18 protein-coding genes are annotated in these 22,295 nt (G+C 31.7%); 3 read left to right on the top strand and 15 right to left on the bottom strand.

Going from position 1 to position 22,295, the window contains the following annotated elements:
- The first annotated feature begins 11 nt into the window (after nt 1-11).
- A complete protein-coding gene (locus ASC41_RS10085; protein WP_055436523.1) occupies nt 12-872 on the top strand; it encodes an ion transporter in 861 nt (286 codons plus the stop codon).
- Between the two features lie 9 nt (nt 873-881).
- Nucleotides 882-1,796 carry a tRNA (adenosine(37)-N6)-dimethylallyltransferase MiaA gene (miaA, locus tag ASC41_RS10080; RefSeq protein ID WP_055436522.1) on the top strand — a complete coding sequence of 305 codons (915 nt, stop codon included), beginning with the start codon at nt 882-884 and terminating at the stop codon, nt 1,794-1,796.
- A gap of 146 nt (nt 1,797-1,942) precedes the next feature.
- Here miaA and ASC41_RS10075 read toward each other — a convergent pair whose 3' ends face one another.
- The 15 genes from ASC41_RS10075 to ASC41_RS10005 form a co-directional block, all read right to left on the bottom strand.
- A complete protein-coding gene (locus ASC41_RS10075; RefSeq protein ID WP_055436521.1) occupies nt 1,943-2,650 on the bottom strand; it encodes a response regulator transcription factor in 708 nt (235 codons plus the stop codon).
- 4 nt (nt 2,651-2,654) lie between these two features.
- Entirely contained in the window at nt 2,655-4,181 is a 1,527-nt protein-coding gene (locus ASC41_RS10070) for a sensor histidine kinase (protein WP_055436520.1), read from the bottom strand.
- A 114-nt stretch (nt 4,182-4,295) separates the two neighbouring features.
- Nucleotides 4,296-4,883 (bottom strand): dephospho-CoA kinase, encoded by a 588-nt coding sequence (coaE, locus tag ASC41_RS10065; RefSeq protein ID WP_055436519.1) that lies wholly within the window; start codon nt 4,881-4,883, stop codon nt 4,296-4,298.
- The gene (locus ASC41_RS10060; RefSeq protein ID WP_055436518.1) at nt 4,880-5,842 is read right to left on the bottom strand and encodes a CdaR family protein; all 963 of its coding nucleotides are present in this window, start codon (nt 5,840-5,842) and stop codon (nt 4,880-4,882) included. The genes coaE and ASC41_RS10060 overlap by 4 nt, the downstream gene beginning before the upstream one ends.
- Nucleotides 5,842-6,849 (bottom strand): glycosyltransferase family 2 protein, encoded by a 1,008-nt coding sequence (locus tag ASC41_RS10055; protein WP_055436517.1) that lies wholly within the window; start codon nt 6,847-6,849, stop codon nt 5,842-5,844. The genes ASC41_RS10060 and ASC41_RS10055 overlap by 1 nt, the downstream gene beginning before the upstream one ends.
- 105 nt (nt 6,850-6,954) lie before the next feature.
- Nucleotides 6,955-10,308 (bottom strand): T9SS type A sorting domain-containing protein, encoded by a 3,354-nt coding sequence (locus ASC41_RS10050; RefSeq protein ID WP_055436516.1) that lies wholly within the window; start codon nt 10,306-10,308, stop codon nt 6,955-6,957.
- 421 nt (nt 10,309-10,729) lie between these two features.
- Nucleotides 10,730-13,753: a T9SS type A sorting domain-containing protein gene (locus tag ASC41_RS10045; protein ID WP_055436515.1), complete on the bottom strand. Its 3,024-nt coding sequence runs from the start codon at nt 13,751-13,753 to the stop codon at nt 10,730-10,732.
- 219 nt (nt 13,754-13,972) lie between these two features.
- Nucleotides 13,973-14,803: an enoyl-ACP reductase FabI gene (locus ASC41_RS10040; RefSeq protein ID WP_055436514.1), complete on the bottom strand. Its 831-nt coding sequence runs from the start codon at nt 14,801-14,803 to the stop codon at nt 13,973-13,975.
- Nucleotides 14,804-14,916: 113 nt separating this feature from the next.
- The gene (gene recN / locus ASC41_RS10035) at nt 14,917-16,569 is read right to left on the bottom strand and encodes a DNA repair protein RecN (protein WP_055436513.1); all 1,653 of its coding nucleotides are present in this window, start codon (nt 16,567-16,569) and stop codon (nt 14,917-14,919) included.
- A gap of 67 nt (nt 16,570-16,636) precedes the next feature.
- On the bottom strand, nt 16,637-17,524 hold the full coding sequence (gene porD / locus ASC41_RS10030) for a type IX secretion system protein PorD (protein ID WP_055436512.1): 888 nt from the start codon (nt 17,522-17,524) through the stop codon (nt 16,637-16,639).
- The gene (gene coaBC, locus ASC41_RS10025; protein WP_055436511.1) at nt 17,517-18,728 is read right to left on the bottom strand and encodes a bifunctional phosphopantothenoylcysteine decarboxylase/phosphopantothenate--cysteine ligase CoaBC; all 1,212 of its coding nucleotides are present in this window, start codon (nt 18,726-18,728) and stop codon (nt 17,517-17,519) included. Before coaBC ends, porD begins: the two co-directional genes overlap by 8 nt.
- 5 nt (nt 18,729-18,733) lie before the next feature.
- Entirely contained in the window at nt 18,734-19,060 is a 327-nt protein-coding gene (locus ASC41_RS10020; protein ID WP_055436510.1) for a DNA-directed RNA polymerase subunit omega, read from the bottom strand.
- A 10-nt stretch (nt 19,061-19,070) separates the two neighbouring features.
- Nucleotides 19,071-19,871, bottom strand: coding sequence for an outer membrane protein assembly factor BamD (locus ASC41_RS10015; protein WP_055436509.1), 801 nt, complete (start codon nt 19,869-19,871; stop codon nt 19,071-19,073).
- 182 nt (nt 19,872-20,053) lie between these two features.
- Nucleotides 20,054-20,938, bottom strand: coding sequence for a 4-hydroxy-tetrahydrodipicolinate synthase (gene dapA, locus ASC41_RS10010; RefSeq protein ID WP_055436508.1), 885 nt, complete (start codon nt 20,936-20,938; stop codon nt 20,054-20,056).
- A gap of 5 nt (nt 20,939-20,943) precedes the next feature.
- Nucleotides 20,944-21,462 (bottom strand): DUF6913 domain-containing protein, encoded by a 519-nt coding sequence (locus ASC41_RS10005; RefSeq protein ID WP_055436507.1) that lies wholly within the window; start codon nt 21,460-21,462, stop codon nt 20,944-20,946.
- Between the two features lie 70 nt (nt 21,463-21,532).
- Between ASC41_RS10005 and ASC41_RS10000 the strand changes: the two genes are divergently transcribed.
- Nucleotides 21,533-22,294 carry a 5'-nucleotidase C-terminal domain-containing protein gene (locus ASC41_RS10000; RefSeq protein ID WP_055436506.1) on the top strand — a complete coding sequence of 254 codons (762 nt, stop codon included), beginning with the start codon at nt 21,533-21,535 and terminating at the stop codon, nt 22,292-22,294.
- Nucleotide 22,295: the final 1 nt, after the last annotated feature.

The raw sequence follows: 22,295 nt of genomic DNA, 5'->3' as shown, positions 1-22,295 counted from the left end.
ATTTTTGATTTATGAGTAAACCAATTAAAGCCAACTGGAAAAATAGACTTCATGAGATTATTTACGAAGCAGATACACCTGCCGGTAAATTATTTGATGTTGTGTTACTTATTTTTATTCTTGCCAGTATTGCTCTTGTAATGCTTGAGAGTGTTAGTTCTATTGATGCTAGATACCACAAAGCATTATATATTGGAGAATGGTTAGTTACCATCCTTTTTTCTATTGAATATATTGCAAGAATTATTACAGTAAAAAAACCAAAAAAGTACATTTTTAGTTTTTATGGTATTATAGATTTTTTGTCTACAATCCCAATGTATTTGTCTTTTATATTAGCAGGAAGTCATGCACTAGTTGCTTTAAGAGCTTTACGTTTATTACGTGTTTTTAGAATTTTAAAACTAGCGAGATACATGGGAGCATCGAACCAATTAGCTAGTGCTATTAAATCTAGTCGTGCAAAAATATCTGTATTTCTATTTGCTGTAATTATTGCTTCTATCATTTTTGGTACGTTAATGTATTTAGTAGAAGGCGAAGAAAATGGTTTTACAAATATCCCTAAAAGTGTGTATTGGTGTATTGTAACATTAACAACTGTAGGTTTTGGTGATATTACACCACAAACTCCTTTTGGTCAATTTCTTGCAACGCTTATTATGGTTTTAGGTTACGGTATTATTGCTGTACCAACAGGAATTGTTTCTGCAGAATATAGCAAATCACTTACTAAAAAAGACGAAGAAAATAATGGTGAGCCTGAAAAAGTTCAGCTTAACTCTCAGTCTTGCCAAAACTGTTTAACAACAAACCATAAAGATGGTGCCGAATATTGCTATAATTGTGGCCACAACTTACATATAGAATAAACCTACTCATTGAACTCTAAAACCAAATACCTTATCTCTATTGTTGGACCTACAGCAATAGGAAAAACAAGTTTGAGTATTAAACTTGCCCAACATTATAATACCGAAATACTATCTGCAGATTCTAGACAGTTTTTTAAAGAAATGCAAATAGGTACTGCTGCTCCAACGCTTGAAGAATTATCTCAAGCTAAGCATCACTTTATTCATAATAGATCTATTGAAGAAGATTATAACGTTGGCTCTTTTGAAAAAGAAGCTATTGCAACCTTAGACACTCTATTTAAAACACATGATGTTGTTATTATGGTTGGTGGTTCTGGCCTTTATGTAGATGCTGTTACAAAAGGATTAGATTATTTTCCTGAGGTAGATAAAAGCATCAGAGAACGGCTAAATTTGGAATTGGTTAAAAATGGCCTGGAGGCGCTTCAGCTTCAGCTAAAAAAACTAGATATTGAAGCTTACAACACCATCGCGATAGACAATCCTAAGCGTGTAATTAGAGCCTTAGAGATTTGTATTGGAAGTGGAAAACCATATTCTTCCTTTTTAAATAAAGACAAAAACAAACGTAATTTTAAAACCATAACTATTGGTTTAACTGCCGAAAGAGAAACAATATACAATCGTATTAATAAACGTGTTGACATCATGATAGCCGAAGGACAGCTTGAGGAAGCAAAATCTCTTATAGACAAGCAACATCTTAACGCTTTAAATACTGTTGGTTATAAAGAACTCTTTAATTATTTTAAAGGCGAATGGACACTTGATTTTGCTATTGCAGAAATGAAAAAAAACTCACGTCGTTTTGCTAAACGCCAGTTAACTTGGTTTAAGCGTAATGAAAACACCTTGTGGTTTGATTACAAAACAAATGTTACTGAAATACTTACTACCTTAGAAAGTAAATTTGAATAAGCTTTAGATAAACTAATATTATATTAGTAGTGATTACACTTTTTCTGAAAGATAAAACTATTCAACTCTTTAGGTTAATTTATAGATTTAAACTAAAAAGCTACTGCAAATGCAGTAGCTTTTTTTATATTATATAGTCTTAAAAACTATTCTGGGTTTACAACTAATCTAAAGCCTTCACCGTGAATATTTAGTATTTCGACTTTATCATCAACTTTTAAATACTTACGTAATTTTGCAATGTAAACATCCATACTTCTTGACGTAAAGTAATTATCGTCTCTCCATATTTTTGTTAATGCTAATTCTCTTGGCATTAAATCGTTTTCATGTAAAGCTAATAAACGTAATAACTCGTTTTCTTTTGGCGATAACTTAGTAGCCTCTCCTCCTTTATAAGTAAGAAATCTTAATTTAGAATTTAAATCGAAATTACCTATTTTAAATTCAAACTGCTTACTATCTGCAACTGTATCTGTTGCCTTTCTAGTCATAATTGCTTTAATTTTCATTAAAAGCACTTCACTATCAAAAGGTTTGTTAAGATAATCGTCTGCCCCTACTTTATATCCTTTAAGTACATCTTCTTTCATTGCTTTTGCAGTAAGAAAGATAATTGGCACTTCGGCATTTTTCTCTCTAATCTCTTTGGCTAAAGTGAAACCATCTTTATAAGGCATCATAACATCTAGGATACAAAGATCATAATCGTCTTTTTTAAACTTTTCGAAGCCTTCCATACCATTTTTAGCATGAACAACCTCGTAGTCATTCATCATTAAATAATCTTTTAAAACTGTTCCAAAGTTTGGATCGTCTTCTACTAATAATATTTTCTTTTCTTGTTCGTCCATAATGTTATGATATTAACGGAAGTTTTATCGTGAAAACACTTCCTTTTCCTTTTTCACTTGTTACTGATATATGACCACTATGGTCTTCTACAATTCTTTTTACATAAGATAAGCCTAATCCATGGCCTTTTACGTTATGTATATTTCCTGTGTGTTCTCTATAAAATTTTTCAAAAACACGTTTTACAGCGGCTTTACTCATTCCGCTACCTTCGTCTTTTATACTTACTAGTATGTTATTTCCAACATTTACTGTTTCTACAGTAATTTTTGGAGCATCTGGTGAGTATTTAATTGCATTGTCTAATATGTTAACTAAAACATTAATAAAATGCGTCTCGTTAGCTAATACAGAAGACTTACTTGCCTTAAGTTCTGTTTCTATATGTCCTTGTCTATCTTCTACTATTAACTCTACATGAGATATAGCGTCTTCTATTAAGTCGTGTAAACTAGTACCTTCCTTACTAATGTTTAATTCGTTTTTTTCTAGTTTAGATATTCTAAGTACGTTTTCTACTTGTGCATGCATACGTTTGTTTTCTTCTCGTATCATACCTAAGTAACGCTTTACTTTTTCTTTATCGTTTATTATTTTAGGATTTTTAATCGAATCTAAAGCCAAGTTTATTGTTGCTATTGGCGTTTTAAATTCGTGCGTCATATTATTAATAAAATCTGTTTTTATTTCTGCTATTTGACGTTGCCTCATTATTTGTGTTAATGCTGTAACAAAAGCAATAAGTATAATAGATGTAAATAAAATAGATAAGCCCAACATACCTATTACAGAAGACCATATAAATTTATTACTATCGGGAAAATTGACTAATAAACGGTAGTTGTAATTTCCATTGTCTTCAGAAAAAATAGGAACCTGCATTGTTGCTTGATCTTCCAATTCAAAATCTTCTGTCTGTATTTTTGTTGCCAAATCGTTACTATAAATAGCAAACTCATAATCAATATTAATATCATATTGATGTAGTTTAAGCTCTAGCTGTCTGTTTAGCTTTTCTTTGGTAGTACGTTGATGTATTGGTGTTCTATAAGCAAAATCACGGTAATAATCATCTATTAATATTTTATCAGTCATACCATAATTAGCAAAAACCTCATTATTACTAACTTTACCGTCTATTTCGTTTGTTTTAAAAACCTTTGTTTGCTTTTTACTAATAATTTTTTTTATACTAATAGTATCTAAACCGATGTCAAAGAGCGCAGGAGATAATTTGTAGTTTTCTTCTAATATTCCATAACTATAAACAAACGTTTCGTTTATAGCGTCGTTTTCTTGTTTAACATAAAGATTACGTATTGCTGTAGTATCTTTAATAATATTGACGTCTTTAATCACTAAAGGTCTTAACTTATTAACATAGTCTCTAAACTCCTCAGTTTCAATATCTTTAGCAACCCTACTTAAGGCTTGTTTAACATTAAAATTAAAGTTTTCTTCCTTATTGCTAATAGAATTAGAAATGTAATAGCTCTGCACAAATATAATACCTATCAAAGACAGGCTCATTAGGATAACTAGTACAAAAAACACTTTTTTACTCATCCATTCAAAATTAATATTTTAACATTTAGTAAGCCTTGCTTTTAACCTTACATTAACAAAAATGTTAAATCCTTAATCTTATATACTTTTTTTTAAGAGTTTATTATGTATTTTCAAAACCTCAGCTTTTGTGTTTTCGAGATTAGTATTTACTATTACAAAGTCCGATAAGCGAACCTTTACATCATCTTGCCATTGGTTAGCAATAATTGCTTTCACCTTTTCAATACTCGCGTTATCACGTTTTAGTACACGATCTATTCGAGTTTTCTCAGGTGCAGTAACTGTAATAATATAATCGTAGTTTTTGTAACTTCCGTTTTCAAAAAGAATAGCAGCTTCTTTTATAACGTATGGTGCCTTTTGTTTATTTTTCCATTTAATAAAATGCTTACCTACTTTTGGGTGTACAATAGCATTCATTTTTTTTAATAAACTTTTATCATTAAAAATAGCTTTTGCTATATAAGGCCTATTTAACTCATTATCTTTATAAGCAACTTCTCCAAAAAGCGCTATTAGTTTTCTCTTAAGAACTTTAGAGGTATTCATTAGTTTTTTAGCTTCATCATCGGCTATATATATTGGTATTCCTAAAGTTTCAAAAGCTTTAGCAACTGTAGTTTTACCACTACCTATTCCACCTGTAAGTCCTACTGTTATCATTCTGAAATTATATACTCTATTTTTTGTTCGTGTAAACGAGAGGTTTTAATTGTTGTTGGCGCTTTTACTAATTTAGGTGTTAAGTACGAATACTTACTATTATGTTCGTTAAAATCGCAAACCACTTCAAAATCATTAATATCAATTGTATTATATATTTCTAAACTTGTATAATATGATAAGTTTATAGTTTTAGGAAAATAGTTAACCTTAACATTTTTTGGAACATTAATTATATTTACTGGTAAACTAAGAGTGCCTTCAGTAAATTTTTCTACATTAACATTAACAGTAACTGTATTAGTTTTTACTTTAATTTGAGAATTTTTAGTCTCTGAGATTAAAGCCAACTGCGTACTAAAAGGTTTGAAAACCTCTTTTCTATTTAGCACTTCTGTTTCAATTTTATCAATTTTTGAAAGTAAAGATTCTGGACCGATTATTTTTACCGAATCTGGTACCGTAACTATAGTATTTAAAACATTATAACCAGGGCTATAACTAATATTTAAATTAGGTTTAACAGGTATCATTTTTACCGCATTGATATCTACTTTAAATAAAAGAGTATCTGGATTAATTGTTTTTACAACAACGTCTTTATTAAACTGACTATTAATTCCTGCAAAACCTCGAGATAGAGACCAAACATATAGAGAATCGGCTTTTTTAACTTCATTATTAAAATCGATTCCTATGGATGGTGTTTTTAGATAATATCTCATCCATTCAAAACCATCTGCGGTCATTGTAAAGTTTAATTTATTAGTAGAATCGTTAAGTACAATCATTTCGTCTGGAATGTTTTTTAACTCTACCTTAAACTCAACTGTATTTGTATAACTAGCAGAAAGTCTAGCAAGCACTAAAATAAAAAATGCAAGTAAAAAAAAGATAAGAAACACATTAAGCCTCCTACTTTTTACAACGTTTTTTAATTTACTTATTACTATTGACATTATTTAGATTTAAAAAATAGATTTGGAAATTGCTTTTCCGGATTTCGGTTTAAAAAACCAATATAAAATGTGCTTTTTAAGAATCCAATACCATATCCAAAAAATTGAATTGTTATTGCTATTAAAGATTGAAAGGCTACTGTAATATTTTTAGTTTGAATTACAGCTAAACTAAATGCTAACATATAATATCCTAATATAAGATATATTGGAAGCATAATATTAAAAGAAGCTAATATTATTGAAAGTATAATCCCTAAAACAAATACTGTAGGAAACCAATATGTGACTTTTTTTGTTGAAGGATGCCATTTGTTAAGAATAGGCCTTACCATTCCAAATTTATTAACTTGTGTATAAAACTTAGACCACGAGATTCTTCTTTTATGATAGACATAAGCGGTTTCAAAAAAAGCTGTTTTAAAACCTAAATTCCATAAACGTATAGATAAATCTGGATCTTCTCCCGGATGTATGCGCCCAAAACCTTTTGTAGATTCAAATGCTTTTTTAGATAAACCCATATTAAAACTCCTAGGCTGAAATTTATCTACACTATTTTTATTACCTCTAATACCTCCAGTAGTGATAAACGAAGTCATACTAAAATTTATAGCCTTTTGCAAGTTTGAGAATGTAGCATGTGCCGCATCTGGACCTCCAAAACAATCTACGTAATTAGCTTTAAGATTATTTACTACTTGATTCAAGTATTCTTTAGGCAAAATACAATCGCTATCTAAAATAATAAAATAATTACCTTTTGCTTTTTGCATACCGAAATTTCTAGAATCCCCAGGTCCTGAATTTTCTTTAAAATAGTATGATATATTTAATTGCGAATTATAATTATTTACAATTTTATCTGAGGGATCTGTAGAGCCATCCTCAACAATAACAATTTCAAATTCTGTTGTAGTTTCTAGCTTAGCAAAGCTTTGTAAGAGCTCTTCTATTTCGTTAGGACGATTATAAACAGGAATAATAAATGATAATGATAATTGCATAACACAAATGTACAGTAATACAATAAAAAAAGCCACTCTAAAAAGAGTGGCTTTCAAAATATTTATGTTGTACTAATTTTTAGTAAAACATATAATAAGTAATTATTAGTTTTTAATAACTCTTACTGTTTCTACTGTTGTTCCTACAGTTACTTTTACAAAGTAAGCTCCAGATTGTAAGTTAGACATATCGATAGCTTTAGATACTGCATTTGGAGCAGATTTAATAACTTCTTGACCTAACATATTAAATATAGATACATTGTTAATCGCTTGTTGTGCGTTTAATGTTAATGTATTATTCACTGGGTTTGGATAGTAAGAGAATAATGATACTCTATTAAAATCTTCTACATCTAAACTTGTTGCTAATACAGCTGTATCTGGAGAACTAATGTCTATAGCAAAAGGTCCTTCAGCGTTATCTGTAGTTCCACTATAATGACCAACATTTACCCAATACTGAGTATCTGCTTCGGCTACAAAAGAAACGCTTTCGTCTCCATCTGATCCTCCTCCATCAGCATTATCAACACATGTAAAAGTTCCACAACCTCCAGATAAAACAGTTATTTCTGGATCCCAACCTACTACTGCAGTAACATCTACATTAATAGTACCAGCAATAGCAACTTCAAAAGTATACCATACACCATCATTTGCAGATCCACATCCTGTAATAAATCCATCATTATTTGTTGCTCCAAAAGCATCTTGCATGTCTCCATTATTAAAACCAGCTATAAAAGTAGCATCTACACAAGCATCGTTAGCAGGAGGCAATGGTGCAGGGAAAACACATAAATCGAAATCTACATAACCTGTAGAAGATGAACTTCTTACATTAATAGAATAAACATTACCGGCAACCGTTGAAATTATTAGATTTGCTGTGTTAAAACAACTAGTACTATTACCTATTTGTGTAAGAGATCCACAATCTCCTTCGTAAGCAGTAACATAAGTTGATATAAAACTGCTAGACTCAAAAGTTTCAGTTACACCAACAACATAGTCACCATCTGTTGGAGACGTAAAACTGTACCAAACATCTCTTCCTGAAGTACTACAACTATCTGAACTAATAGCTGCACCACTTGTTGTTCCAGATACACTTTCATTACAAGTTCCATCTGTAGAATCAAGTATTGGTAATGCATCTACACAAGTATCGTTAGCAGGAGGCAATGGTGCAGGATAAACACATAAATCAAAATCTACATATCCTGTAGAAGATGAACTTCTTACATTAATAGAATAAACATTACCTGCAACTGTTGAGATTATTAAATCTGCAGTATTAAAACAACTAGTACTATTACCTATTTGTGTAAGAGATCCACAATCTCCTTCGTAAGCAGTAACATAAGTTGATGAAAAACTAGAATCAAAAGTTTCTGTAGCACCAATAATATAGTCACCATCTACTGTAGAAGTAAAGCTATACCAAACATCTCTTCCTGAAGTACTACAACTATCTGAGCTAATAGATGCATTATTTGTTGTTCCAGAAACACTTTCGTTACAAGTTCCATCTTCAGATGCAACTATAGGTAATGAACTTGAACAATCATTGTTAGAAGGAGGACAAGTATTTGTAAAACTCCCTAAACTTAAATCGCAAACAGTATCAGATCCATGCTCTATAACTAATGATACTGCTGTACCATCTGCAAAAGGACCAACAGTAATTAAACCTACTGCAGTTATTGGTGTTGTTGTAGTACCATCGAATATAGCAGGAGTTCCACTACCTAAATCTGTAACATCAACATCGACAGAAAATTGTGCATTTGCACAATCTGTTACAAGTGTAGCTGTTGCTACAGGAGCTGTACATGAAACTGCAATAATATTAACATCTACATCCATAGTTACACCATAAGTTGAACTATTACAAGGATTTGTTGCATTTGAATTAGTGTCATCAGTTACTATACGCATTCTGTGATTTCCTAAAGTAGCAGTCGTTGGCATTAAAAAAGATGCGTCTAAAATATCAGTTCCTGTATTAGAATCTGGAGATTCTCCAGTATATAGTAATTCAGAATCATCAAAAGTAAAGTTATCATTAAAATCAATCCAAATATTAGTTCCATAGGTATAATTAGTCATAAATGTTATTACAACATTAGCATTTACACCTTGTCCTAAATCTATTGGTGTTCCTGTAAAATCTTCATAAGTAATGTCTCCTCCACTTACGAAATCTGTTGTTCCTACTTGTAAATTACCTATCCCATCGTTATCATTACTAGATGGTATTGAATCACAGTAACATCCAGTAGAAAAACTCGTAAATGAACCTTCAGTACATCCTGAAGAAGTTCCTGCACTATTTACTGCATTTACAGTATAATAATAAGTAGTAGCTATTGTTGACACAAAATCGTAAGTAAGAACAGAACCTACATCTACACTATCTGCAATATCTGTAGCTCCAGCACTTGTTCCAACAGAAACTGTATAAGAATCTGCTCCTGTAATTGCAGTCCAAGATAAATTAGAATCAAAATTACCACATGCAGCATCTGGAGTTCCTGTAACTACAGGGCACTCAGGTATATCTACAGTCGTGAAAGATACTTCTGTACAACCAGTTGAATCTCCATTAGCATTGTAAGGTACAATTGTTGCAAAGTAAGTTGTGCCTGCTATTAATGTAACAGCATATGTTAAATCTGCACCAACATCAACTGCATTAGCTATATCATTAGCTCCTGTAGAAGTACCCAAGGTTACTTTGTACCCATCAGGAGAACCTGTTGCTGCAGACCATGCAAGACCTGCATTTAAATCTGCATTCATTTCTCCATCAACGGGAGTAGTAAGCGCAGCATCGCAATTAGGTGGTAATGAAGCTGTTAATCCTCCAAAAACAGTGTTTGCATAATACGCTCCTACTCCTGTAGCAGTTGGAGGACTAGCTGGATCTGGATTAGTACTATCGCTACGGTAGTATATACTTCTATTTTCAGCAGTATCAGTTTTCTGCCAATTAATAGTACAATCCCAACCTGTTTGATTTTCATCAATAGCTACAATTAAATTGTCAGTATTATTATAAGCAAAAGGAGTATCAAATGTAATGGTCATCCAATTACCAGCTTCTGGGTAAGTAACTGTTCCTGTATATACTTCAGTTAAACTACTAGCTTCTTCCCAATCTGCTGTATCTGCAAATTCTGTTTTTGTCGAATGTCCCATAGATATAGTCCAATCTGTACTTTCATCATTTGTTGCTGGTACAGAAGACACATAAAAAGCAACAGATGTAATATTTCCGACTGAATTAATTTCTGCTTGTGGATATAGTTGTTGAGAATAAGTGTATCCGAAACAACTAACAATTGGCACGTTTGACTGTGTTCCGGTACCAGAACCAACAGTAATTTGAGCATTAGCTTGATACGAAAATGCCATAAGCATTAGACCAAGGAATAAAGTAATTTTTTTCATATTTAGGTTTTTTGGTAATTATTAATTTTCTAAAATATTGTTTTTTTAACAATTAAACACTAAAAACAACAACAAACCGTCAATATGCTTCCATATACCGTTTAAACACTATTTCGTGATTAAGATTCGGTATGGGTTTTATTATCCTTTTTAATAAAACATTTAAAGAAAAATATGACACTTTTATATAACAAGACTCTACCTATACTATCTTATCTTTTATAAAACCTATTTTTAAAACTTAGTTAATTCAGTCCTTATATTATTTAGTTTTTAAGACTTAAAAATAATACAATAACATCTCTACTCTCATTATATAGATTAAAGAACAGATAATTTTTAAGTAAAAAAGCCACTCAAAAGAGTGGCTTTCAATACATATGTTTTACTAATCTTTAGTAAAAGATTATATAAGTATTTATTAGTTTTTAATAATTCTTACAGTTTCTACACTTGTTCCAACTGTTACTTGCACAAAGTAAGCTCCAGATTGTAAGTTAGACATATCTAAGGTTTTAGTTACTGCATTTGGTACATTTCTAAGAACTTGTTGACCTAACATATTAAATACAGATACATTAGTAATCGCTTGTTGTGCGTTTAATGTTAATGTATTATTTACTGGGTTTGGATAATAAGAAAATATTGATTTAGCATCAAAACCTGCAGTAGATAAAGATCCTTCTTGCAATGTAATCTCTATTGGTCCTGCTACTTTAGCTGTACCACTGTTATAAGCTCTTACAATATAAGTTACTCCACTTGTTAAAGCAGAAGTATTTTCTCCAGTTGCTAGACAAGCGACCTCTGAAGCAGCAGTACAATCTGCGTAAACCATTAAATGATCTGCCGTTGTTGTAAATGAAGCTCCTTCTGTAGCCATAGCTGCAGTTGCCGTAAATGAATACCATATATCCTGATCTGCACCTGCTGCTCCACAAGAACTTGCTGCTACACCAGAATCTGTAGCATAAGTAGTATCTCCAGAAACCATAGTACCAACAGTTAATACATCAGCATTTGCACATTCATCATTAGATGGAGCAGAAGGTAATATACTAAAACCTCCTACATGAAAATCATAATCTTCAGAATCATTTACACTACCATCACTTGCCCATAAAGCAAATTGAATATTACCGCTAACCGCCGACAAATCTTCTTCATACTCAGTACCTGTAACGGCTGGTTGGTTACTAGCATTCCAAGTTGTAATATTTGTCCAGGTAACTCCAGCATCTACAGACTGTAAAAGCTGTACTTGATCATCACTACCCATAGTATCCGTATTAGAAGCTATACTTGTACCTGAATATTTATAATCAGTCAAAGCAACATTGATTACCAAGCTATGAGATAAACCTACTGGAATATTATAAATTGGAGACATTAACCATTCTCTATCATCATCATCATATAAATTAATTACATTACTATTAATTACATTACCAGATCCATCTGTATATGCTCTTCCTGATTTCCAATCTGAAGTTGTTCCTGTTGGTCCATCTACTACTTCTCCAGCTCCAGCTTCAGTCCAACAAGTTGGTGGATTTGAAGAAAAGTCTGTTGTTGAAGGGAAGATAGTTACACTACCACATAAAGTTGTAAAAGATACAGGTCCTTGAACTGCAGTAGTTGCTACTCCGCATTGACCAGTTACATAAACATCATAATCTGTATTGCTTAATAATCCATTAGCAGTATCCATACCACCTGTTGCAGAAGCATTTGTATAAATTGGAGTATCAGAATTTGCTGCACTATCACCATCAAGATAAACTTCTACTAGTGCCGAATCATTTGCAAACCCAGCTGTCCAAGAAATATCCATACTAGTATCAGTTATGTTAGAAACAGAAACTCCGCTAACCTCAATACATGATGCTATAGTAGAAAAACTATAAGGTCCGACCCAATCACTTAAATCTCCGCCACCACAATCTGCTTTAACATAAAAATCGTAAGCAGTAGAAGGCATTAAACCTGTTAACGTTTCTGGGTTATTTGAAGTACTAGAAATTATTGTTCCAGAACCTTGAGTAAAACCATCAATCCCCCATTCTAAATTCCAAGTAGTTTCTATACCTTCAGCAGTCCAACCTAATTTGGCAGAGACATCTGTAATTTCTGTAGCAACTCCCGCGCTTGGGTTAGGACAAGTAGGAGCATAAGCAGATACTTGAAAATTAATTTGAGCATTACCTCCATATTCAAAAACACGAATGTAAATTGTTTGTCCTGCCAATGTAATATTATCTAATTCGATTAAAGAATAAGCTCCATCAAGACTGTCATCATCATCACATTCTAATGCCGTAAAAGCACCACAAGACCCAGTGTAAACTTGCATTCCAGAATCTCCACCATCACCAGCTGGATCTCCATTAACTTCTATACTCAATTTTCCATGAGCTGGTACAACTGCTGTATACCATAAATCTCCTCCATATCCACTTGTATCTACTGGGTCATAAGAAGAACAACTTGGTAAAGGTGTTTCTCCAGAGCCAGTTGCTAAAAGATTAGATTGTCCTATCAGTGCATTATCTGTAAAAATCTCACCTACAATTAAAGCTGTAGCATTTGAACAATCGTTATTACTTGGTGTACTTCCCGTTGTAAAGTTATACTCGGTACAACTAGTAGCATTGCCAACAACATTATAAGGTACTATGCTTACATAATATGTAGTTGCTTCTACCAAGCCAATAAGTGTATAAGTAGTAACATCACCTACATCTGTAGTTGTTAAAACCTCAGAACCTCCACTTGTTGTTCCTACAGTTAAATTATAACCAGTAGGCACCCCTGTTGCAGCACTCCAAGATATATCTCCAGAAAGAGATACGTTTATAGCTCCATTAGAAGGGCTTGTTAAAACTACATCACAGTTTGGAGGATCAGTTACAACTTGATTTGCAATAAAATTATCTATATAAAAATAGTAATCACCACTAGCCCATACATTAGATATTCTAAGTTTAACATCTCCACCATTTGGCAAAGAAGCAGCAGGAACAATAGCCGATACATTTACACAAGTTGTGGCAACAACATGATTAGAATCATCGATAAGTAATATGGTAGACCAATTTGTGCCATCATCTGTAGAATATTGTAATTCAGCAGTTCCCCAACCAGCAGAAGTAGCAACAGTGGGCGTTCCATAAGCAAACTCCATAATTTTGTAATCAAAAGAAACAGTTAAATCAGTTGCATTAGACAAAGCTATCTGATTAGGTGTAGTTAAATTTCCAGTTGCACTAGCAGAGTATATATTATCTCTTTCAGATTTTCCGGCACAAGAACTACTTGTTGTATTTGAATAAGTATTAGTCCAACCGGAAGGTGCACCAGCGTCAAAGTTTTCATTAATAATAACCTGTGAAAAGGTGAAAACAAATGAAAACATCATTAAAAATAATAATGTAATTTTCTTCATAATTAGATTGTTTTTTGTTAATAGATTTCTGAAAATATTAATAAAAACACATGTTTTACCTAATAAATGTGTTAAATCGTTTATATGCGTGTTTACTCCGTTAAAAGGTTAATAATTTGTTAATTTACTTCTCAAAATATTTACTATCAAGCAAAAAAAAAAACCATGCATATAAGTATGCATGGTTTTAAATTCTATTAAATAATAAATACTTAGAACTTATTCCTTTAATTTTTCTCCTTCTACAAAAGCTTCCATTACAGCATCACTTACTCCCATATTACTAAATCCACCATCATTGTAAAGGTTTTGTAATGTTACACGCTTTGTTAAATCACTAAATAAAGTTACGGTGTAATTTGCACAATCCATTGCCGTAGCATTTCCTAAAGGCGACATTTTTTCGGCATAAGCTATAAAACCATCAAATCCTTTAACGCCACTTCCTGCGGTTGTAGGTGTTGGGGATTGAGAAATAGTGTTTACTCTTACCTTTTTATCTCTACCAAAGAAATAACCAAAACTGCGTGCTACACTTTCTAAATAGGCTTTATTATCTGCCATATCGTTATAGTCTGGAAAAACACGTTGTGCGGCCATGTATGTTAAAGCAACAATACTTCCCCACTCGTTCATTGCGTCTTTCTTGTAAAGTGTTTGCATGACTTTATGAAAAGACATTGCAGAAACGTCTGTTCCTTTTTGTGTCCAAGCGTAATTTTGATCTGTATACGATTTGCCTTTTCTTACATTTATAGACATACCTATAGAATGTAAAACGAAATCTATTTTACCTCCAAGAATCTCCATAGATTTCTCTATAAGATTTTGAATATCTTCTTCGCTAGTTGCATCTGCAGGAATAATTTGAGAACCTGTCATTTTTGCAAGCTCATCAATTTGCCCCATTCTCATTGCAACAGGTGCATTGGTAAGTACAAATGTTCCTCCTTCTTCATTTACACGAATAGCAGTTTTCCAAGCAATAGAATTTTCATCTAGCGCTCCAAATATGATTCCTCTTTTTCCTTTTAGTAAATTATATGACATACTATTATTTGTTTAGTTGTTTGTTGATTAGTTGTGTTTATAGCTCAAAGATAACATAAAAAAACATTTGATTTTATGTGTTAAATTCCGCCTTTACAATCTTAAATAGCACCTTAATTTAAAAGTTCTTTAGCATGAGCTAAAGCAGAATTAGAAACTTCTATCCCTCCCAGCATTTGTGCTATTTCTACTATTCGTTCATCGTGATTAAGCTCTACAAGATTAGTTGTTGTAACCTCGTTTACATCTTCTTTATAAACCTTAAAATGCGTATGCCCTTTGGCGGCAATTTGCGGTAAATGTGTAATACTAAACACTTGCATTGTTGTGCTCATTCCTGCCATTATATCTGCCATTTTATTCGATATTTCTCCAGACACTCCTGTATCTATTTCATCGAACATAATAGTTGGCAACTTAATGTATTGTGTAAGAATAGATTTTATTGCTAGCATTATACGAGATAATTCTCCCCCAGAAGCTGCCTTTTTTAAAGCTTTAAAATCGCCTCCTTTATTTGCAGAAAACAAAAATGCCAATTCATCTTTACCATTAGCATAGTAAACATCGGAAACTGTTAGTTCTATATTAAATTGTGCATTTGGCATTCCTAATTGAGCCAAAATAGCCTCTAACTTCTTCTTTAAAGATGGTATTGCTTTTTTTCTTTTATTATGAATAACTAAAGCAACAGCATCTAACTCTTGTTTTATTTTTAGAATTTCAGCTTTCTTTTTATCGATATCTTCCTCAACATTTAGTGTTGCTAAAACTTTATCAGACAGTTCTGTTTCAATAGCAATTAATTCTTCGATTGAATTTACCACATGTTTTTGAAACATGTTATTAATTGTTGCCAATCTACTATTTACTTCTGCTAGCCTATTCGGATCTGCTTCTAACTCGTCTTGAAATGTTTCTAGTTCACTAAATACATCGTCTAATTCTATTAAACTACTATTTGCTCTATTATAAAGGTCTTCGTATTTATTAGAAAAACCAGACAACTGTTTTAGTGTGTTTTTTAGCTCGGTTAAGTTAGATAAAACGCCTGTTTGCTCATCGCTTAATAACTGATTTGAAGCTGTTAGCTTTTCTTGAATAGCATCAATATTACTTAATGTTTCAAGTTCTTCTTCTAAAGTATCTAACTCACCTGTTTTTAGCTTGGCTTCGGTTAATTCATTTAACAAAAAAGAATTGTAGTCGTGCTCTTTTATTGCTTCCGTTTGAAAAACAACAAGTTGATCGAGTTCTTTATTTAGTTTTTTATATTCTAATCTTTTATCTGAATACTTACTAATTTCATCTTGCGTATTTGCTAAAGCATCGATAACCTGAAATTGAAAAGCATCGTCTACCAACTGAAGCGTTTCGTTTTGCGAATGAATATCTATTAATCGTGATCCTAAAAGTTGTAAACTAGAAAGTTTTACTGGAGAATCGTTTACAAAAGCTCTAGACTTACCACTAGGTAAAATCTCACGTCTAATAATAGTATGAGGCTCGAAATCTATGTCTTCTGCTTTAAATAATTTTTCTAATTTATAATTTGTAACATCAAAATTAGCTTCAATAATACATTTGGTTTCTTTATCACGAAGGCTAGTTAAGTCTGCTCGTTTTCCAAGAATTAAAGATAAGCCGCCTAAAAGAATAGATTTACCAGCTCCAGTTTCTCCTGTAATTATGGTAAATCCATTATTGAAATCGACTTGTAAATGGTCGATTAATGCGTAGTTTTTAATAGATAACGAAGTTAGCATAAGAGTTTAAGATTAGGCTTTTAAAAATTGCTACTTACTTATTTTGTAACGAAGGTAATAAAGAAACTTAAAACTTAATATTTCTCCATTTACTAGCGTGTGTTGGTGCTACTCTATTTAACAAATCTATTAAAGTAGTAACATCTACACTTGGTCCTGAAGAAAAAATTTGTTCAATCTCTTCGGCTTTAGCATCGAAAAACACTCTTGTAAGATAAGAATTTGGTCTATTGGCATTCATTTTTCTAAAGTATGCTAGAGATAAAGCAATTTCGTTTTTAGCGTCTTTATCATTAGTACTCATAATGTCCATACCTTTTCTGTGGTAATTGTACATTACTGTTCTAAAATCGCTAAATGTAGGTGATAAAATATTGTCGATAAGTGCAAACTTACTTTGCAATCCATCTTCTAATTTCCAGCCTTTAAAATTTTCTTGTTGAGAGTAGTTTACAATACGCTGTGCTTGTTTAAAATAAGGGTCACCACCTTCTTTAGAAAAAGATTCGGCATCTAAACCTAATACCATATTAATATGAAATGCTAATACAGAAATTAAGTTAGATTCGTATTGGTTTTCATTATATGTTAAATTCTGAAACTCTAAGTAATTAAAAGAAAAGTCCTTATCGTTTACATTATAAACAGGTGTTGTATAAGTAGAACCAAATACTGGTCTAGACGACTGTACTTGAACGGAAGCTTCAAAATTCTCTCCACTTTGTCCAGTAACGTTAATTACAATATTACAATCTATACGTTCTTGAGGCTTAAATTTTCTTTTAGTCCACTGTGTTTTATTTACAAACTCTGTTAATTGTTTTTCTAACGTTTTATAAATTTGAAGATTCTCGTTACCAGTTAACTGCGCATTCACAACTACATTACAATTAAGCTCTTGAGAAAAGCCAAAACTTGTTGCAAAAAAGACTAAAAGTATAAGTAGATTACGCATTTAATTTTTGTGTTATAACACTTAAAATATCTATTGCTACTTCTGCTTTAGACTTTAATTGATAAGCGTTTATGTTGTTCTTATTGTCTATAATAGTTACTTTGTTAGTATCGGTTTTAAAACCTGCACCTTTATCTCTTAACGAATTTAAAACAATTAAGTCTAAATTCTTCTTTTTAAGTTTTCCTTTTGCATATTCCAACTCATTGTCTGTTTCTAAAGCAAAACCAACTAACAATTGATTTGTTTTTATAGCTCCTAAAGATGCTAAAATGTCTTTAGTTTTCTCTAGCTCTAATGTTAACGTTTCACCTTTCTTTTTTATTTTACTAGTAGAGATTTCTTTTGGTCTATAATCTGCTACTGCTGCAGAAAGTATAGCAACATCTACCGTTTTAAAAAACTGATGAGCTGCATCGTACATATCTTGAGCACTAAAAACAGGAATAATTTGTATAAGGCTATGTTTTACTTTTTGATGTGTTGGCCCAGTAATTAATATAACTTCAGCACCTAAATTAGCAGCTGCCTTAGCAATTTCAAAACCCATTTTACCGCTAGAATGATTACCTATAAATCTTACAGGATCTAAAGCTTCGTAAGTTGGACCAGCTGTAATAAGCACTTTCTGACCTTTTAAAGGTAAGTTTTTAAGAATATCCGCTTCTATAAAAGCAACTATATCTTCAGGTTCTGCAAGACGACCTTGTCCGACAAGACCGCTAGCTAATTCTCCAGAGGTTGAAGGAATTATAATATTCCCAAAACTTTCTAATTTAGAAAATGTGCTTGTTGTAGAGGGATGAATGTACATATCTAAATCCATTGCAGGCGCAAAATAAACAGGACATTTAGCAGATAAATATGTTGCTAACAACAAATTATCGCAAGTACCATTTGCCATTTTAGACAATGTATTTGCAGTGGCTGGAGCAACTAGAAAATAGTCTGCCCATAAACCTAACTCTACGTGATTGTTCCATTCTGCATTCTCATCGTCTTCATTATAAAACGAAGAATGCACAGGATTTTTAGATAGTGTGGAAAGTGTAAGAGGTGTTACAAAGTCTTTAGAAGCAGGCGTCATTACAACTTTTACGTTTGCACCTGCTTTTATAAACACTCTTACTAATGTCGCTGTTTTATAAGCAGCAATACCAGCACTTATGCCTAAAAGTATATTTTTGCCACTTAAAATAGACATAGTAATTAGTCTTGGTTTTCTTCTGTACTTCTATGGTACACTTTATCGTCTAACCACTCTTTAACTGCTAAAGCATGTGGCTTAGGTAGTTTTTCGTAGAATTTAGACACTTCTATTTGCTCTTTGTTTTCAAAGATTTCTTCTAAAGAATCGTTATAAGTTGCAAATTCCTCCAACTTCTCGATTAATTCTTTTTTAATTTCAGAATTAATTTGATCTGCTCTTTTTGCAATTATTGAAATTGCTTCGTAGATGTTTTCTGTTGGTGCATCAACTTTATTTCTATCGTAAGTTGTTGTACTTAAAGGAGCATCGATTTTTTTTAAATCCATAGTTGTTATATTAACTTTTTGTATTGTACTGTTCTAATTGTTTTAAAGCATCTTCATACTTTTCTGTTGCATCTTCTAAATACTCTGAAGTTGCATACGTTTTTTTAAACGTGTTATAGTTTGCTATTGCTGCTTCTAAACGCGCTTTCTTTTTATACTCAACACTTTTTGTCCCTAGTTGATAAGCCGAATCGAATTTAATGTATAAGGCTTCCTCACGAAGTGAAGACCCAGGAAAATCGATTACAAAATTATCTATTGAAGAAATTGAAGCTTTGTAGTCTAAAATTCTATTGTATTGCTTTGCTGTTTCGAAAGCCTTTTTTTCTAGTTTAAAACTTAATTCTTTTACTAGAGCATTAACTTCGGTTGCGTTTTCAGATTCTGGATATACATTAATGTATTCCTGCAATTTTTGTAACGCTGTGAATGTATCTTCCTGATCTTTAGAAAAAACAGGCGAAAGTTCATAATAACTTTTAGCTGCTTTAAAAAGAGCTTCTTCTTTTTTAGAACTCTTTGGGTATGCCGAAGCAAAACGCTCAAAATGATAACCTGCAACAAAATAATCCTCCATTTGGTATGAAGCATCAGCATTTAAATACATTAGCCTTTCTGCCTGTGGCTTACCTCTATATTGAGGAATGGCTTGCTCGAATAAACGATTAGCTTTAGAAAACTTTCCGGCATCGTAAAGCGTTTCTCCAACTTTATATTTTGTAGCTGCGTCTTCAGACTTTAAAGCCTTTTGATATTCGTTACAAGATGTAAAAGTTAAAGCTAGAATTAGTATATAAAATATGTTTTTCATCAGGTCTTTTTAATGTTTTTTCATCTGTTTTAATGCAATTTGCTAGTGCTTCTAACATAGATTTTTAAACAAGATGCAAAAATACGCTATTAATATGGATTTTAAAAATATAATTTCATTGCTAAAATAAGAGTTGAAATTAAGCTACCACACGCTTTTAAGTATTATTTAACGATTATAACTTATTTATTAAAATTTGATAAATAGTTTTTAATTTTCTCTTTTAATTCATCAGTTGCAACAACAAGAGGCAAACGCACAGTATCATTACATAATTCTAAAGCTTGCAAAACAGCTTTAATTCCTGCTGGATTATTTTCAGAAAAAATAAGACTTGTTATCTCCATTAAATCAAAATGAATTTTATAAGCCTCCTTTGCTTCTCCTGCTCTTCCTAGCGCTATCATTTTAGAAAATGCTTTTGGTAAAGCTTGACCAATTACAGATATTACACCATCTCCTCCAGCTAAAGCAACACTTAAAGCTAAATCATCGTCTCCAGAAATCACTCCGAAACCTTCAGGTTTATCTTTTAATAAATTTAAATATTGCGCTACATTGTTTCCAGCCTCCTTTACTGCTACAATATTTTCGAAATCATTTGCCAATCTCAACGTTGTTTCTGGCGACATGTTAGATGCTGTTCTTCCTGGAACATTATACAAGATAATTGGCACAGGACATGCATTTGAAACTGCTTTAAAATGTTGATAAATTCCTTCTTGAGTTGGCTTACTATAATATGGAGATACTGATAGAATTCCTGCAAATTGAGACAAATCTGTACCTTCAATTTCTTTAACAACCTCAACAGTATTATTCCCTCCAATTCCTAAAACTAAAGGTAATCGTCCTTTATTAGCTTTACTAATTATTGCAATAACATCTAACTTCTCTTGCTTTGTAATGGTTACGCTTTCTCCTGTTGTACCGCATATAACAATATAATTTGTACCATTATCAATATTGAATTCTACAATATTAGCTAAAGCTTCTTCATCTATACTACCATTAGTTTTAAATGGTGTTACTATTGCTATTCCTGTTCCTAAAAAAGGGTTTTTCATTTTATCTATATTTTATTTAGAATATTGAGATATTTTTTTAATTCCGAAGTAAATGTTTTAAAATCATTTATTTCAGTTTTAATTATTAAATCGTTTATACGTTCATCTGTTTCTAAAATACCAACTTTAAATTTTGATTTTGATGCAACCGTTAACACTTTTAACGGTGTGGTATCATTTTTATAATAACTAATTAAAAGGTCGAATTTTGTATTTAAAAACTGCTTTAATGTCGCTTCTTTAATTGCGCCTCTCCACCCTAAATGCTTCATTGTATAAGTTGGACTAAATACGTCTTCTTCTTTTTCAATTTGAGATTTGAAAGCAATTATTTCTATATTTTCTTTCTTAATATTTAATACTTCGGCTAAACCATTAAAAATAGGAACATTAATTAGCTCCTCGGCATTAAATAGAACTCCAATACGTTTAACTTTAGTATTAGATGGCGAAATAACTCTATTTTTTGACTGAGAATCAATATAGTTTTTATTAGATTTTTCTTTAAATCCTTTTAAAATCATTTATCTTTATGCTTTGTACAAAAGTAGGAAAACCAACTAAATGTTTTCTAAAAAAATCTAAGTATTACAAATGAAAAAATACCACTTACTAATTTCTATTTGCTTTCTAATATGCATATTCTCTTGTAAGCAAGAGCCGCTTGTACTTTCTAAAATTGAAGGTAAGCAAATTGGCATAAAAGATAGCTTAGAAATAGACCAAGATTATGATGCTATAATTGCTCCATACAGAGATAGGCTAACAGATGACATGAATGCAGTACTATCTTATGCACCGGAAACCTACAACAAATCTGATGGACACTTAAATACAGCTATTGGAAATTTAATGGCTGATATTGTTTTTAAAGAAGGTGATTATGTTTTTAATAAAAGAACAAATAAACACATTGATGCTGTTATATTAAATCATGGCGGTATTCGCTCTATAATTTCCAAAGGAGATATAACTACAGAAACTGCTTTTCAAGTGATGCCTTTTGAAAACAGCATCGTTGTTATTGCTTTAAAAGGCCAACAAATAGATAGTATGATGCAGTATTTAAGCCAAGCAAAAAGAGCGCATCCTGTACAAGGTATAAAACTTACTTTGGACAGAGACTATAAAATTTCTGAAGCTTTAATTAGTGGAAAACCAATTATTAAAGACAAAACATATTATGTAGCAACTAATGACTATTTATACGATGGTGGAGATGGTATGCGTTTTTTTAAACCTAATGACTCTATTTACCATATAGATTATAAAATTAGAAATGCTATGATTGACTACTTTAAAAAAGTAGACACTATAAACCCAAAGATTGATAACAGATTTACCCAAACCAAATAAT

This window comes from Lacinutrix algicola (assembly GCF_001418085.1).
In the GTDB taxonomy this organism is placed as follows: Bacteria; Bacteroidota; Bacteroidia; order Flavobacteriales; family Flavobacteriaceae; genus Lacinutrix; species Lacinutrix algicola.
Note: the sequence above shows the minus strand (reverse complement) of the source record. Positions and strands in the feature narration are given on the sequence as shown.

Excerpts from the sequence above, each read along its gene's own strand:
- ASC41_RS10015 (WP_055436509.1), bottom strand. The coding sequence starts at position 19,871 with ATGAAAAACATATTTTATATACTAATTCTAGCTTTAACTTTTACATCT.
- porD (WP_055436512.1), bottom strand. The coding sequence starts at position 17,524 with ATGCGTAATCTACTTATACTTTTAGTCTTTTTTGCAACAAGTTTTGGC.
- ASC41_RS10000 (WP_055436506.1), top strand. The coding sequence starts at position 21,533 with ATGAAAAAATACCACTTACTAATTTCTATTTGCTTTCTAATATGCATA.
- ASC41_RS10085 (WP_055436523.1), top strand. The coding sequence starts at position 12 with ATGAGTAAACCAATTAAAGCCAACTGGAAAAATAGACTTCATGAGATT.
- ASC41_RS10005 (WP_055436507.1), bottom strand. The coding sequence starts at position 21,462 with ATGATTTTAAAAGGATTTAAAGAAAAATCTAATAAAAACTATATTGAT.
- ASC41_RS10020 (WP_055436510.1), bottom strand. The coding sequence starts at position 19,060 with ATGGATTTAAAAAAAATCGATGCTCCTTTAAGTACAACAACTTACGAT.
- ASC41_RS10055 (WP_055436517.1), bottom strand. The coding sequence starts at position 6,849 with ATGCAATTATCATTATCATTTATTATTCCTGTTTATAATCGTCCTAAC.
- recN (WP_055436513.1), bottom strand. The coding sequence starts at position 16,569 with ATGCTAACTTCGTTATCTATTAAAAACTACGCATTAATCGACCATTTA.
- ASC41_RS10050 (WP_055436516.1), bottom strand. The coding sequence starts at position 10,308 with ATGAAAAAAATTACTTTATTCCTTGGTCTAATGCTTATGGCATTTTCG.
- coaBC (WP_055436511.1), bottom strand. The coding sequence starts at position 18,728 with ATGTCTATTTTAAGTGGCAAAAATATACTTTTAGGCATAAGTGCTGGT.
- ASC41_RS10045 (WP_055436515.1), bottom strand. The coding sequence starts at position 13,753 with ATGAAGAAAATTACATTATTATTTTTAATGATGTTTTCATTTGTTTTC.
- ASC41_RS10060 (WP_055436518.1), bottom strand. The coding sequence starts at position 5,842 with ATGTCAATAGTAATAAGTAAATTAAAAAACGTTGTAAAAAGTAGGAGG.
- ASC41_RS10070 (WP_055436520.1), bottom strand. The coding sequence starts at position 4,181 with ATGAGCCTGTCTTTGATAGGTATTATATTTGTGCAGAGCTATTACATT.
- ASC41_RS10040 (WP_055436514.1), bottom strand. The coding sequence starts at position 14,803 with ATGTCATATAATTTACTAAAAGGAAAAAGAGGAATCATATTTGGAGCG.
- ASC41_RS10075 (WP_055436521.1), bottom strand. The coding sequence starts at position 2,650 with ATGGACGAACAAGAAAAGAAAATATTATTAGTAGAAGACGATCCAAAC.
- dapA (WP_055436508.1), bottom strand. The coding sequence starts at position 20,938 with ATGAAAAACCCTTTTTTAGGAACAGGAATAGCAATAGTAACACCATTT.
- coaE (WP_055436519.1), bottom strand. The coding sequence starts at position 4,883 with ATGATAACAGTAGGACTTACAGGTGGAATAGGTAGTGGTAAAACTACA.